Source organism: Candidatus Laterigemmans baculatus, from assembly GCF_010367455.1.
GTDB lineage: Bacteria > Planctomycetota > Planctomycetia > Pirellulales > Pirellulaceae > Laterigemmans > Laterigemmans baculatus.
Genome location: NZ_WRPR01000123.1, coordinates 1 through 14846 on the forward strand (window position 1 = coordinate 1; position 14846 = coordinate 14846).

Annotated in this window: 10 protein-coding genes; 3 read left to right on the forward strand and 7 right to left on the reverse strand. The window is 61.2% G+C overall.

The genetic code is table 11. The annotated features are described in order from the left end of the window. Window positions 1-160 precede the first annotated feature (160 nt). The 5 genes from GNK13_RS19170 to GNK13_RS19190 all read right to left on the reverse strand — a co-directional run bounded on the left by GNK13_RS19170 (window position 161) and on the right by GNK13_RS19190 (window position 10090). Window positions 161-2200 (reverse strand): SulP family inorganic anion transporter, encoded by a 2040-nt coding sequence (locus GNK13_RS19170; protein WP_164104174.1) that lies wholly within the window; start codon window positions 2198-2200, stop codon window positions 161-163. Then, window positions 2197-3642 (reverse strand): proton-conducting transporter transmembrane domain-containing protein, encoded by a 1446-nt coding sequence (locus GNK13_RS19175; RefSeq protein WP_164104175.1) that lies wholly within the window; start codon window positions 3640-3642, stop codon window positions 2197-2199. The genes GNK13_RS19170 and GNK13_RS19175 overlap by 4 nt, the downstream gene beginning before the upstream one ends. Beyond that, the gene (locus GNK13_RS19180; protein WP_164104176.1) at window positions 3642-5039 is read right to left on the reverse strand and encodes a proton-conducting transporter transmembrane domain-containing protein; all 1398 of its coding nucleotides are present in this window, start codon (window positions 5037-5039) and stop codon (window positions 3642-3644) included. The genes GNK13_RS19175 and GNK13_RS19180 overlap by 1 nt, the downstream gene beginning before the upstream one ends. Beyond that, complete coding sequence (locus GNK13_RS19185) at window positions 5036-8188, reverse strand: DUF2309 domain-containing protein (RefSeq protein WP_164104177.1); 3153 nt, start codon at window positions 8186-8188, stop codon at window positions 5036-5038. The genes GNK13_RS19180 and GNK13_RS19185 overlap by 4 nt, the downstream gene beginning before the upstream one ends. 426 nt (window positions 8189-8614) lie before the next feature. After that, on the reverse strand, window positions 8615-10090 hold the full coding sequence (locus GNK13_RS19190; protein ID WP_164104178.1) for an OprO/OprP family phosphate-selective porin: 1476 nt from the start codon (window positions 10088-10090) through the stop codon (window positions 8615-8617). 188 nt (window positions 10091-10278) lie between these two features. Here GNK13_RS19190 and GNK13_RS19195 point away from each other — a divergent pair, with 188 nt between their 5' ends. Genes GNK13_RS19195 through GNK13_RS19205 form a run of 3 tightly spaced genes read left to right on the forward strand, consistent with a single transcriptional unit; the run spans window position 10279 to window position 13419 of the window. After that, window positions 10279-11649 (forward strand): two-component system sensor histidine kinase NtrB, encoded by a 1371-nt coding sequence (locus tag GNK13_RS19195; RefSeq protein ID WP_164104179.1) that lies wholly within the window; start codon window positions 10279-10281, stop codon window positions 11647-11649. Next, entirely contained in the window at window positions 11625-12983 is a 1359-nt protein-coding gene (locus GNK13_RS19200; protein ID WP_164104180.1) for a sigma-54-dependent transcriptional regulator, read from the forward strand. The genes GNK13_RS19195 and GNK13_RS19200 overlap by 25 nt, the downstream gene beginning before the upstream one ends. 55 nt (window positions 12984-13038) lie before the next feature. Next, on the forward strand, window positions 13039-13419 hold the full coding sequence (locus GNK13_RS19205) for a VOC family protein (RefSeq protein WP_164104181.1): 381 nt from the start codon (window positions 13039-13041) through the stop codon (window positions 13417-13419). Between the two features lie 43 nt (window positions 13420-13462). On the opposite strand, the gene GNK13_RS19210 is transcribed toward GNK13_RS19205, so the two are convergent. Both GNK13_RS19210 and GNK13_RS19215 read right to left on the reverse strand, forming a co-directional pair. After that, the gene (locus tag GNK13_RS19210; protein WP_164104182.1) at window positions 13463-13975 is read right to left on the reverse strand and encodes a gamma carbonic anhydrase family protein; all 513 of its coding nucleotides are present in this window, start codon (window positions 13973-13975) and stop codon (window positions 13463-13465) included. A 116-nt stretch (window positions 13976-14091) separates the two neighbouring features. After that, a complete protein-coding gene (locus GNK13_RS19215; RefSeq protein WP_164104183.1) occupies window positions 14092-14625 on the reverse strand; it encodes a hypothetical protein in 534 nt (177 codons plus the stop codon). Between the last annotated feature and the right edge of the window lie 221 nt (window positions 14626-14846).

Sequence of the window (14846 nt, forward strand, 5' to 3'; positions counted from 1 at the left end):
GGAGCAGGACGGCTCGCGGAAAAATCGTTTAACGGCAAGCCGAAGGCGACTGCTTTTTAAAACACAGTCGCCTTCGGCTTGCCGTTAAACGACTATCTAGCCAACTGCTGGGCACTGCTGACGTTACGGCAATTCCACGTGAGAACGTGGCGCTGTCCAGTTATCCCACGGTTTCTACCAACTCCGGCTCGACGGCCGGCGTTCCGGCCGCGATGAAGTGGTCGACGCGTTCGACTTCGACCGATTCAACGCAGGCGGTCACGCGGTGCGTGGGCATGACCTCGCGGCGGAGAAACCCGAGCATCGCCTCACACACGTCCTGCGGGGCGATCACTTCCATCCGAACGCATCGTACCGGCCGCCGACGGCCTTCGGCGATCTGCCGCCGCCCCGCACCGACGCACTCGATCGCCGTAAAGCCGGTCGCTCCGAGGGCGAGGAACTCCTCTTCCAATCGCGCCTCGATTCCCGCTTCGACGACGACCGTCAGCCGCCGCACGCGGGCCAACCCCCGTCGGCGGGCCGCGTGCTCGTGGGAGGCGAGCGGCTGGTGGGCATCGAGCCCGGCGATCGTTAGCAGTAGACCTTGCTGCTGAAAGTCGCTGCGCATCTCATGCAGCTTGTCCATCACACTGTGGTCGACCAGTTTGGTATCGGACAGATCGAGCACGACATCCTTTTGCTGTAGCAGTCCCATCTGCTCAATCTGACGCCGCAGCGCAATCCAGTTGCTAAACACCGCCGACTGTCCGGCTTTGATCCTCACCGTCCGCGGGTCCTCGTCGATTACCTCCAGGCCCGGTTTGAACAGCGATCCGACGGGAACGCCGTTGGCGATATGGATGATGAACTTTGCGGCAATCCCAATGGCAATCCCAATTAACAGATCCGTCGCCAAGACAGCGACCAATGTGGTCACGAAAATCGCCAACTGTTCGCGACCGATTCTCCACACGTTGAGAAACTCTTTGGGATGGGCGAGCCGGAATCCGGTGTAGACCAGCATTGCGGCCAGGGCTGCGAGCGGGATTTCGTGCAACACCATGGGAATCAGCGCAACGCACAGCAGTAGGAAGATTCCATGCCAGAACCCGGCGAACCGCGTCTTCGCGCCATTGTCGATGTTCGCCTTGCTGCGAACGATCTCGGAAATCATCGGCAACCCGCCCACCAAGGCGACGCATAGATTGCCCGCCCCCACCGCGACCACGTCACGATCCATATTCGATTTCCGCCGCCAAGGATCGAGCAAGTCCACCGCCTTGGCGCTGAGCAGCGATTCAAGACTGCCGATCATGAAAAACATGAACACCCAGGTCCACGCTTTGGGCTCGGCCAGCGCATGAAAATCAGGAGTGGTGATCTCCGAAAACATTCCCAACACTCGGTCGGGCATCGCCACCAGATACTGCTCACCCAACTGATACTGGTGCCCTTGCAGGGTGTAAGAATGCGGGTGCAGAAGATCGAAGCCAAGCCCCATGGGGACCGCAACGAGCAGCACGACCAGCGGCGAAGGAACGTAGCGGGCCAGCGAGACGCGCGAGCCGACCCAGGGCCACAGGAACATGATCGCGATGCTCACCAGGCCAATCGCCGCGATGGCTGGATTCGCTTCGGCGACGAAGCGAGGGATATCCCGCAGCAACTCCAGCGGTTCGCCGCTGGCGGTGACTCCCAGCGCCACTGGAATTTGTTTAGCGATGATGATCACGCCGATTGCCGCCAACATGCCGTGGACGGCCGAGACGGGGAAGAACTCGCCCAAGATCCCCGCCCGGAAGACGCCGAACAGGATCTGCAAGACGGCGGCGGCGACTCCCACCGCCAAGGCGGCGCGGTAGGCCGCGGTATCGGCGGCCGACCAGCCTCCCGTCATGCCGTCTCCACCAAACGCTTCGATACAGCCAATCGCGATCACGATCAAACCAGCGGCGGGCCCTTTGATCGTCAGTTCGGAGTTGCTCACGAAAGTTGCGACGATCGAACCGACGATGGCGGTGAAAATCCCAGCGATCGGCGGGTAGCCGCTGGCCACGGAAATCCCGAGGCACAGCGGCAGCGCAATCAAAAAGACGAGAAATCCAGAAACAATGTCAGATTTAAAATAGTTGACAAACCCTCGCGCGTTGCCTCGGGGAACTACGGCGGCAGACTCGTCGGAGCGATCGGTTTCCTTAATCTCCGCTTCCTTAATCATCGTGGATTCTCCTCGGCAGCATCCTCGACGGGTTCCATCGGGACGGGTGAGACGTCGGTGAGTTGGCGTTGCCGCGTCAGGGCAATCGCAGCGTGATAGCGGGAGGCGACCTGAAACTGCGGCAGCAGGCCACCGAGCAGGATCGGCAGAGTGAGCGCCAACACAGCGACTCGCTCGGACGATCCCATCAGCAGCGGGACGGCCGAAAGCCGACCGCGCCCGGTAAAGATTCGAAAGTACGCGTGAAGCGTTGCAATTCCATTCAACGCCGCGGCGACGACGACCATGGTGCCGACCAGCGGATAGACCTCGACTGCCCCCTCGACGAGCAGCTCCATTCCGACAAATCCAATCGTGGCGGGGAACCCGATCGAGGCGAGGCCGGTCAACAAAAAGAAGCCGGCCAAAGTCGGCATCTGTTTGAACAACCCGTGGAAATCGGCCATCGACGTCCGGCCAATCCGCGCTTCGATGCTTCGCAGCGTGAGGGCAAAACCGGTCAATGAAAGCCCTACCGACAACCACACGCACAAGGCACCCGCGAGCCCCACCGGGGTCGCCAATTCCAGTCCCACCAAAACCAGCGACGAGTGGCTGACGAACAGATAACAGAAAAACCGCCGCGACTCGCTCTGCACCAACGCCATGCCGCTCGCATAAACCGCGGTCCACAGCGAGAGGACAGCAATGCTCTGCAGCGCCCAATCAGGGGAGATCGGCAACACCAGCCGCATCACGGCGTAGGCCCCGGTCAGCGGTGTCACAAACAAGATCCCAGTACCGAAGCTCGCCTTTTCAAATAGATCGGTGATCCAGCAGTGCACGGGAACGATTCCGCTTCGCAGGAGCACCGCGGCCGTGAGCAGCGCGCCGGCCAGCAGCGGAATCTCTCCACTGCGGTGGGTCCACTGCAGTAGCGACCAGCCGCTCATGAGCAGCCCCAAAAAGACTCCCATGTGCAGCGTGTAGATCCGCGTGCACCGACCGCGACGCCGCATCTCCAGCCACGGTGGAACCGTTGCTACCGCCAGAAGTCCCACTAATACCCAGGAAGCGCGGCAGCTGAAGGTCGCCAGCAACATGGCTTCGGAAACGAGCGTCTGAGCAAAAAACACTCGATCGACTTTGTTCTTCGTCGTCGACAATACTGTGACCAGGCAAATCAGTGCGGCGAGCGGCAACAGTGGCGCGCTCAACTCATCGACGACGAAGATTTCGCGATGAAAAATCCAACCGATCAGATCCCAATGGTCGTGCGCTTCGAACGTACCAAGCGAATTGAAGTCGATCCACTCCCCGATGGCACTCAGCAGCGCCATCGTGCAAATCGCAATCGTATGGCGGCGGGCGGAATGACCCTCGCCGCTCCACCCGACCCAGCCCGCCCCGAACAGTGGGATGAGGATCGAAAGCTCCAACCACGGGAGATGCAACTCGGACATCAGACAAGATTCCGTCCAGGAGATTCGGGGTGGAGCGGAATGCGATCCGACTCCCGCGACGGCTCGCGGGAGAGCCAATCCGTCCAGCGGCGTTCAAGCCGATCCGCCCCGCGAAAGAGTTGCAGGAAGGGCACGACGATCCAGTTGTCGAGCATCAAATCCATGAAGCCGCGTTCATAACCAAAGCAGAATCCCCACCGCCGCACCGACTCGGGCAGCATCCGCGACCAGCCGCTCGAGCGGCGCGGCAAACGCGATCCGATCGCGTTCTCCATCGCGTGATAGTCCCGCAGCAACGAAGGGGCTCGCAGCAACTGCAGCGTGCGCAGGCTGGCGTGCCCGATGATGTGAACGAGGGCCAGGTAGCGGAGTCCGAGCCCAATCTCCACGATGATGATCCCGACCTGCGTCAACGAAGCGTAGGCCAACGAACCTTTCACATCGCTTTGGACGCGAGCCATCGAAGTGGCCGAAATCGCGGTCACTAATCCAACCACGACCACGGCGGCTCGCAGCGGCAGCGAAGCGTCTAAAATCGGACTGACTCGGAGCAACAAATAGGCGCCGAGGTGAACCGAAAGCGAACCATAGAACACGGCACTCGACGGCGTCGGACCTTCCATCGCCCGCGGCAACCACCCCGAGAAGGGAACCAGGGCCGATTTACCCGCAGCGGCGACCAGCAGCAGTGAACCGACCAGCAAAGCGTGCTGCGGACTGATCGCCGCCTGCCCCTCAGGCCAGGGCCCCGCCCCCATCAAAACGCTGAAGTCACCTTCGCCAGTGAGATGGTGCATCGTCAGCGCCGCGACCAGGAACGCCGCGTCCGCGATCCGGTACACCGACCACACCCGCTGGCCGTTGCGAACCGGGTTCTGGTACTCGTGAAAATAGGCGATCAGCAGCGCCGAGGAGAGCCCGACTAATTCCCAACCGAGAAACAGCGTCTCGATCGTACCCGCCAGTGAGGAGAGGACCATTCCAGCGAAAAAAATTGCGTATAGCAAAAAGAATCGCCGGAACCCCTCTTCGCGATGCAAGTACCGTCGCGTGAAGGCAGCAACCACACCGCAGAGCAGATACGAAAGCATCACAAACGGGATGCTCAGCCGGTCGAAAACGAATTCCAGCCGAAAGTGAAATTCCTCCTGCGGGATCTCCATCCAGTGCCCGAGCTCGACGGTGACATGCCGCGTTCCGACGACCAACATTAGCACCAGGATCGCTACCGCCGGCAACAGTCCGCAGACCACGGAGGCTTGTGTCAATCGCACGATCACCGCTTCGCTGAGACGGCAACCCAACAGAGAGGCTGCACCGAGTGAAGCGAGCAGCACGACGGGGCTGGCCACGACGGTGACGCCGAGGACCTGGAACAAAATTTCGGCCACACTCATGACACCACCCCCGCACCGGTTGCCGCGCCGCGGTGCACGACCGGAGGAGTGTCGATCGAGGCAAAATCGAGATGCTCACGCCAGCCGCGATACCATTCCAGGGAAGAGCGTGCCTTGGGCAGCTGATAAGATTCTCTCTGATACGGCTCAAACCGTCCTCTATGGAACAGGTGGAGCTCGGAATTTTCCGGATTGAGCACCGCGAGTCGAACCCAGCCGCCACGCACCAGCCTCGCAATACCTGAATTTTCTTCGATGATTCGCTGCATCGCTTCGGGCGTCGTCTCGACCACAAATAAAATCCGTAGCGGCTCATGGATTTCGACCATCTGCGCCGACAGTCCCGGCCGCAGATCGCTCGCAGCGCCCGTCATTACCCCGGCAAGCGCCGCGATGTTATGAGGCAACTTGGATCCACAGCCGTAACCTTCGTTGTCGACCGTGGAAAAATAGTATTCGAGGCTGATTCCGGCACAGACCGGGATCGCCGCCTGCAGAATTCGCGTGAGGATCGACGAATCCGCGTCGTCGAGGCTCGGATCGTAGGAAGTCAAAAAGCAGCGACGGTCGAGATACAGACCTCGGCTCCATTCCCTCCGGCCCACGAAGCAGAGGGCGTTGGTCGCGTGGTTGTATTCGGGCCTGGCTTCCGAGAGGTCCTCCGCTCGCTCCTCCACACGTCGCAGCGCTTCGAGCGGTGTGGACTGGAGCGGCACGGACTCAAAACGCCTCGCTCGCTCGTGCGCATTGCGGGCTCGGGTCTCATTGATGCTCGCTTCGATCCGCCGGAACAGCGCTCGATGCGTTCGCGGAAGACGGTCCAAATCGTAGTATTCCACCTGGTCGTTGCACGTATCGTGATAGCCGCCGAGAAAGCGAACCTCCGGTGGAATGGAAATCCCCCCCTCGGCTACGACCGCGCGGACGCGAGGATCATTGGCCATTTGCGCAAACGCCCGTGCATTGGGGCCGCCGCGTCCTCCGCTACAAGCACCGCAGCAGTAGGCCGATTCGTGAGGATTGTTCATGCTGCTCGAACCGTGCCCGAGGAACAGCACGAGGGGCGAAAGCCGCTGGGTCAGTCCAATATCTTGGAGGACGCGAACGACGATTCCCGCCATTTCATCCACGCGGTAGCCAAGTGCGTCGCCCGAGGGTCCCGGTTCCTGGTCGTTCCGCTCCAAGTGCAGTTCGCTCAGGGGCGGGCTGACCAGTTCACCGACCGAACTGCGAAGCCGCCCGGCCCAGCGTGGTGCGAGAATCCTCGCGACCATCGGGAACGTCGCCAGAGATCCGAGGACGCCGGTGATCGAACCACCGATCAAGGTTCGCGATTCAGAGTGAATGTGATGCGTGAGATATCCCAATAGCCGCCGACGTCGCGACCGACGAGCGCTCGCACCGATCGCCGAGAATATCGGCTCCTCACGAACATAATGTCGCGGCGTGATGATGTTCGGACAGAGGGGGCGGAAGTGTGCATCGGCCGCGCCCTGATAATACATCGCAACCGCATAGAATCCGGCCGCTCCGAATGTCTCACACTTCGGATCGACCTCTTCCAGGTGGCGGCGGAAAGATTCTTCACGGTCGTCGATGCAGCACACGACTTGAAACGCACTTCGGGCAAAACCCTCAGAGTTCTCCTGTCGCTGGTGCGCTTGCTGAGATTCGCGAATCGTGCCGCAGTGGATTGCGACGGCGTCGAGCGCTGCGTGGTGATACTGCCGCTCATAGGCAAAGTGCAAGATTCGCCGCCGCTCGAGCTCGGTAAAATCAGCGATTTCGCGGACCAGTTGCTGCCACTGCCGATCGCTTAGATGCACCAGTTGCTCGGGACTCCACCCGCGCACCTGAGCCAGATGAAAGACCGAGAGCGTCAGCCCCTCGAGTGACAGTCGGCTCGGCCTGGGGTGGATCCTTTCGGCGGCCAACTCGCGAACACGGGCCAGTTCGCTGATGCCAAAGTGTTTGCGGCTAATCTCGCCCACCGCATACCGCTCAAGGATCAAGCGGACGGCAAGGTATTCGAGCAGCGTTCCTTCGGGAGCTGGCTGAGGCGCCCAGGGTGTGTGGCGTTCCATCTGACGCAGCATCCCCGCCCAGCCCCGCAAGGCAAGCAAGCTCTGTGTGAGATACGCCTCCCGCTCCTGCGGCTCGACCCCGAACGCATCGAGCGATTGCTCGATCGAGACCAGCGGATCGAAGGGGCGGGACAGCAATGCTCGCAGATTCTCTCGCAAGCCCCCCATCCACCGCGGCCGCGGGGCGAAGGGTCGCGAATAGAGGTCGGCAAAGGAGCGAAAGAATCCTTGCTCCCGGTTCGGGATTGTCGAGGCAGCGAAACCTTGATCGAGGAAGGAGGCGGAGAACCGGATCAGCACCTCGTTGACCCATCGATCGCTATCCTCGCCGGTCACTTCGAGCAACCAGTCGCGATGCCGGACCAGGGAACGTTGCTCAGCCTTGGGCAGGCCCGCCGCGTAAACGCCTCGGCGACAAACCGTCCACAGGAAGCGGAGCAGAAACGACCGCCAGGCGTTCTCCTTCCACGCCTCGAGATCGCTGCCGGACTCCCTGATGAGCTCGGCCAATACGGCCTGGGCAGTACTCTCGGCGGAAGCGCCGCTTCGTTCCTCCTGACCACGCGTCTGCAAGTCGCGCATCACCCAGTGGCGGGTAGCCCCCAGCATCTGCTCACGGACCGCCGGCTCGACGTCGTCGCGGAACTGCTCCAAGGCATGGGTCTGGGCCATCACCCATGGCAGTTCGGCTTCCGGAACCGCCGGCAGCGGATATTGCAGCATGCACAACCGCAGCCCGTACCGGGTTCCAAAGCTGCCGATCAACCGATCGGCCTCGTCCCCCAAGTCGGCCATCAGGACTTCGCGAAGATCCTCCGCGCGTATCCGTCCCCGCTTGAACTCCTCGCGGTACCGCGGTTCGCTCAGATACGGCTCGCAACCAAACATCGCATAGCCTTCGAGGATCGCCTGTTCAAAGGGCAAATCCTCCAGGGCGTGCAGCGTGTTGTGATGCACAAAGACCGTGATCGGGCCTTGCGTCGGCAGATACTCAGCGGCGTGTTCGATCGCGTGGCGGAGGCCGGCGGGGGAATCGCAGGCGACTGCAGTGGTGGGCGCAGACAAACGGAGCTCGAGACCAGGAGGGAAAGCCGAAACCAAAATCGAGCGGGCACAGGCGAACGACGCTCGAGGAAAATTCCACAGCCTCCGTCCCTGCCACCGGCACGTTTTGGCTCCAAGGCACAGACCATGCCAAAGCCTCTCCTGCAGCTTCGCAGACGAGGCTCAACGGCAGGAAAACGCACTGCGAAAAATATTTCGCAGATTGTCTTCCGCAGCCGGCTTGCCCCCGGTTCCCAAGCCTCGTCTGCAAGCCTTTGCAGACAGCTGCAGCGAATTGCAGAGCGGGTGGTGTTGGCCGCGTTCTGCTTGACGACTGTCAGTAAGCCCTGAGCCGACGGCGCTAGCCGCGGGTTCTGCCCCGGAATGCCCGAGGCTAGCGCCTACGGCTCAAAAATGTCGAACCGAGCGGTGGTTGTCCAACAGCGTTCAAAAATCGAGCTGGCCGCGGAAGGCGTACGTGTCGGCTCGGCTGCTCCCGAAGATCGGGTCGTCCAGATTCGAATGGATCCAGTTGAGCTGGAACTTGGTGAAGTTGTTGACGTACCAGTTCAGCCCCAGCGTCGTATCCGTCAGGCGACGCCCGGGACCAGGCAAGTTGTCTCCATTGAGGTCGAGGTAGGACGCCCGCGCCGCGACTTCCCACGCTCCCCAACAGCCTTGGGCGAAGTTGACAGGATTCCGCGGCTGGATGCGGCCAAAAGCGCCCGCTTGGCGGTTGTAAGGAATGGTCTCGCCAGTCAGCACATACCGCACATGGGCGTAAGCGCCAGGAAACGTGTTGCTCGTACCATCCAACATTTCGACAGCCGCCCAGCGGGCCTCGCTCTGGACCAACCAGTGGCCCCGCCCGATGGCCCCTTCGAGATTGAACAAGTTTGTATGCTCGGTTGGCATTAGCCCGGTGTTGACAAACGGTGGAACTGCCACAATCGGAAGGGTGTCCAAACCGCCGGGACCGAGCTCCGGGTTCTGACCAGCAAAAAACTCGTTGGTGCTGGCAAACTGCACACGGTCGCGGCCGGGATCGTTGTAGCTGTAGCCGGCACCGAGGTGGATCAGGTCGTCATCGCCCCGGTCGACCAACAGACCCGTCAAGCGGCTTGCAAGCCCATAGCCTCCGTCGTCGGCGTAGACGTTGCCGTAGTTGTCGCTCAAGTAACGATAGCCCGAGACCGCCCATGTTAGCGATTCTCCCATCGCCGTGTCGTGAAGCATTCCGCCGGTTTGACGGAACGGGCTGAGCGCGAACGGCAAAGGCCTTTCCAGAAAAGGAAGGTCGCGGACGCTGGTCAATTCGGCCATTCCGAAGGGTTGGCGAAAGCGGCCGATCCGCAAGTTTCCGAGAGGAGTCTGCTCAAACTCCATCCAGACATCCACGAACCGCGCCTGCGACTGGGCGAAGTCGAACTCCATGATGTAGGAGGTGCGTTCGCTGACTTTTCCCTTGGCCGCCAAACGTGCGCGGCGAAAACCGAGCCCATCTTGAATGTCTCCCAGGACGTCTCGATTGAGCGGACTCTGATCGTAGTACCCGCCATCCAAGTGGAAGACGCCCGTCAGAGCGACCGTGGGGAAGCGAGGCTTTTCTTCGCCTATCGCCTCGCACGCTCCGCCACAGCTCCAAGTACCGCAGTTGCCGCAGGCCGGAATTAACGGTTGGCTGGCCGACTCAAGGGGAAGCGAGCCTCCTTGAATCCGGCTCAACTCCGCCTCCACCGCTTCCAACCGGCGGAGCAGATCCACGTCGGTGGAGTTTGCCAGCCCAGTTTCGGTTTCCGCCGTCGACCGCAGGGGCGCTCCCGCACCGCCGGGGCGAAGTCCCTGAGCCACCGCTGTTCCGCAGCAGACGAACCCGCAGGCGACGCATAAGATGCTCAGAACTCCGTGTTCCCACCTGTGCATGGCAAACTTCCTGTCCGTAACCTCGGGTTCCATCCTTCCAATAGGGCCACCGCGGGTCGGCCGCTGCCCAAGAATCCCATCGGTCGATCGGCGCACCACGGTCCAGCCTATTGGCTCGCAATGGCGGCGCGACAAACTTCAAAACTCCTTTGTCTGCAAGCGTTTGCAGAACTCGGCGAAAGTCTGCAGTGTTTCGAACCCACTCTCCTGAGCTCGGTCGTCCCTACCGCCTAGTGATCACCAGCCTGATGGTGCTCAACACTGCTGCGCTGGCGATCACACTGTGGGTGATGGCCGACTTTTTGCGCGAGCAGCAAATCGTGCGGGGGCTGATCCGCCAGTTGCCACCCGAGGCAACCGCTTCGGCCGAACTGCTCGCCGGGGAACTCAAATGGCAGTTCCGTCTGACCACACTGGTCGTCCTCAACCTGATCGCCACGGGCTTTGCCGTCGTCCTCCTTGCCCGCGCCTATCGAACGAGTCAGCGCTCGTTGCGAGATGTGAAAAACCTCGCCGCCGACATTCTAAGCAGCATGGAACAAGCGGTGATCACGACCGATCGCCAAGGGGTGATCACCAGCATCAACCGCCGAGGATTGGAATTGCTCGATGTGGGGGAAGAGTCGGTCGGTGCGCCGCTGAGCGAGGCTTGCCAGGTCATCGATCTGGAATCGTTCCGTCGCGAATCGATTCCCAAAGACCCCTCTCGCGTGGTCCGCGACTACGTCGTTGCGCAACCTCAGGGGAACCGAATCCTCCGAGCCTTCTGCCAACCACTGCGGGATGCGCAGGAGCAGCAAATCGGATCCGTTTTACAACTTCGCGACGTGACCGACCGGGCGCTGACTGAACAGCAAATGCAGCGGATGGAGCGGTTTATGGGACTCGGTTCGCTCGCCGCCGGATTGCATCACGAGATCAAAAACCCGCTGTCGGCGCTGTCGCTGCACGTGCAACTGTTTGAAGAGCAGTTTGAGGGACAACCGCTGCCGGCCGAGACGCGAGAAATTCTTGGCGTTCTGAAAACAGAGGTCACGCGCATCACCGGCGTGCTGGAGAGTTTTCGCAGCTATGCATCGATCGATCGGCTGACGCGAACAACCGTTTTCATGGACCGCTTGCTCGATCGGCAGGTGCGGCTGATCACGCCCCAAGCCAGCGCGCTGGGCGTGCAGATTCAGACCGAAATCGAATCGCCGCTGCCGCGTTTGAAAGGGGACCGCGGCAAGCTGGAGCAAGTGATTCTGAACCTCCTCATCAATGCGATGGACGCGATGCCAGGAGGAGGGCTGTTGACGATTTCCGCCGCGGTCCAAGAAAACTATGTGATAGTGCGGGTCGCCGACACCGGGCATGGGATCTCGGACGATCTGCGTCCCCATCTATTTGATCCGTATTTCACGACCAAAGGAAACGGCACCGGACTGGGACTTGCCCTGAGCGAGAAGATCGTGCGTCAGCACGGCGGCATTCTCGAGCTGTGCCCATCGGAGCAAGGCGCTGTCTTTGCCGTTTCCCTTCCAATCGAGGGACCATGTCTGACGGATTCCATCTCCTGATCGTCGATGACGAGCCGAACATTCGCTCGGGTCTGTCGAAGGGTCTGCGTAGCGAAGCCGACTCGATTGAGACGGCGGGTGATGCGAGCGAGGCGCTCCATAAATTCCAGCGGCAAACCTTCCACTTAGTGATCGCAGACGTGCGGTTGCCCGGTGAGCTCGACGGCTTGCAGTTAATTTCGCGAATTCTCAGCCTGCGACCGGACACCATGGTGATCGTGATCACCGCGCATGGGACGGTCGAAACGGCGGTCGATGCGATGCGGCGAGGAGCGTTCGATTTCATCACCAAGCCAGTCGATTTGCAGTTGATTCGGCAACAGGTTCGCAAGGCCCTCGAGCATCACCGCCTGTGTGATGAGATTCGCCAGCTGCGGGACCGCTTGGCCGATGCGGGAGAGATTTCCGGAATCATTGGAAATTCCCCGGCGATCCAAGAAGTGTATCGCCAAATCCGCCAAGTGGCTGGCACCGACGCGACGGTGATGATCCAAGGGGAAAGCGGAACCGGAAAAGAATTGGTGGCCCGCGCGGTCCACGATCTGAGCGATCGCAGCGATCGTCCGTTCATTGCGATCAACCTCGGAGCGCTCCCGGAAACGTTGCTCGAAAGCGAGATGTTCGGCCACGAGAAGGGATCGTTCAGCGGAGCCACGCGGCAAAAGCCAGGCTGCTTCGAACAGGCCGGCAGCGGCACCCTGTTCCTCGACGAAGTGACCGAAATGTCCCCGAAAAGCCAAGTCGATCTGCTCCGCGTCCTGGAGACGGGGGCGTACACGCGAGTCGGGGGGGAGCAGCCGCTCTACTCCGACGCCCGCATCGTCTCGGCCACCAATAAAGATGTTCGCCTAATGATCGAGGAAGGCTCGTTTCGCGAAGACTTGTTCTACCGATTGAACGTCGTCCCCATTCAGATCCCCGCGCTCCGCGAGCGCCGCGCCGACATCCCCCTGCTGATCGAACACTTCATGCAGGCCTTCTGCCAGCGGCACCGCCGGGAACCGAAACAGGTTTCCAGCGAGGCGATGGAAGTTCTGACCACGGCCCAGTGGCCTGGCAATGTCCGGCAGCTGCGGAACGTCATCGAACGGCTGGTCGTCACTCACACTGGCGATACGATTCACCCCAGCGATCTTCCCCGGGAACTGACGCCGCCGCAGCACCGAACCACCGCGCCGCTGCGAACGCTCGCCGAAGCCTGCGAGGCGGCCGAGCGTGAAGCGATCGAAGCGGCCTTGGCGGCCCGCGACTTTCACCGCGAACAGACGGCCCGCCTGCTCGGCATCAGCATCCGCACGCTGCATTACAAGATGAGCCGCTACGGACTGCATTGACCGCCGGTTGCCCGGACTCGTCCCCTCCCCCATCCTCGCCAAGACGAGCGAACTGATGCCATCGGATTCCAGCGAGTTACCAGCGGAAGTGGAAAGCCTCAGTGCGCTGACGCTCGCCACTCGCGACATGCCCCGCAGCGTGCGGTTCTATCAAGCTCTCGGTTTCAAGGTTCGCTTTGGTGGCGAAGACGCTTCGTTTACGACGCTCGTCGCTGGAACCAGCTGCCTGAACTTGATCGCCCCTGAAAATCGCCACCCGCCCGGCTGGTGGGGAAGAGCGATCTTCTACGTTTCCGACGTCGACAAGTTTCATGACCACGCCGTACGGATGGGGCTAACGCCCGACTTCGCGCCCCGCGATGCCGAGTGGGGCGAACGCTATTTTCATCTCACCGACCCCGACGGCCACGAGCTGAGTTTCGCCAAGCCGCTGTGAGCGCCGGGGGGGGTGATGGAGAAGAAAGATTTTCTGACAAAACCTACGCATCGCGGTAGCGGGCGGCGGCGGCCACGTAGTGTTTCGCTCCTTCCCGGATTCTTGCTTGGTTGCTTTCGTTTACCGGGCGAACGACCCGCCCCGGAACTCCAACCACCAAACTCCCCGGTGGAATGACCGCGCCCTCGGTGACCACAGCGCCTGCTCCGACGATCGATCCCTGGCCAATCTGAGCTCCATTGAGGACGACCGCGCGGATCCCGATCATAACTCCCGATTCGATCGTTGCGCCATGGACCACAGCGGCGTGGCCGATCGTCACGTCCTCGCCGAGCTGACAGGGATAACCAGGATCGGCATGCAGAACCGCTAAGTCTTGTACGTTGGTTCGCGCCCCAATTTCAACCCGCTCGGTATCGCCGCGAATCACAGCCCCGAACCACACACTGGCTTCGGCATGGATCCGAACCTGCCCCCGGATGACCGCCGTTGGAGCGACGTAGGCACGCTCGTCGATCAACTCGGGATGCTCGTGCGGGTCGATTGAATCAGACATGGAACATTCTTTTGACTATCGAAAACTGAGAGAACAGCCCAGCCATTGCCCTCACCCTCCCCCCGGGAGGGTAACGTATCACGACAAGCAGAATTCAGCCTTGCATACCGCCGCGACTATGTTGGATGCACCCAGAGCTCTCCCTTGTCGGGCTCATAACGGTACTCGCTGCCGGTGGGAAGTTCGGGGAGTTGGATTTGGTTGGCGGCGATGATTCGCTGCATAAACTCTTCGTGTGACTTTGGTTTTCGTCCCTCGGTCGCTTCGAACAACTGCATGGCTTTCGGAATCTGGATATCAAAAACCGCCCGCTCGCGCACCGCGAACAAACTCACCGCGGGCTGCGCGATCACTCGCCCCACTCCCGTCTCGTCGTCGAGGCTCCGGCCCTGACGACCGACTCCGACTTCCGCCCGGCGAGGCTGCTCCACCGCCGGTGCCGCCGCCTCTGGTGCCGCATCGGGGGCGGGCACCGCCGACGCTTCGGCCGGCGGTTCCTGCGGGTCCGGTGGCATCTCCGGGACGCATCCAATCGTCGCACCGGCTACCACGCCCAGCGACAGGAGAGCCAGCGATTTGAGTGACCACGACTTGAGTGACGGCGACTTGAGTGACCGCGGGCGATGGCGGCGAATGGGCGATTCAGGCATGGCCACGGGGCTCCGGTGAAAGTGGAAAAACGAGCAAGAGTCGAGCGAGCAGAAACCGCATCAATATAGGAGAGCCGTTCACTCTAACGGAATCACCGCCCAAAATTGGTCGGAGAAGGACCGCGAAGCGCTAGCTGGACAGCGCCACTTTCTTACGCTGAATTGCCATAAAGTCAGCAGTGCCCAGCAGTTGGCTACCAAGTCGTTTAACGGCAAGCCGA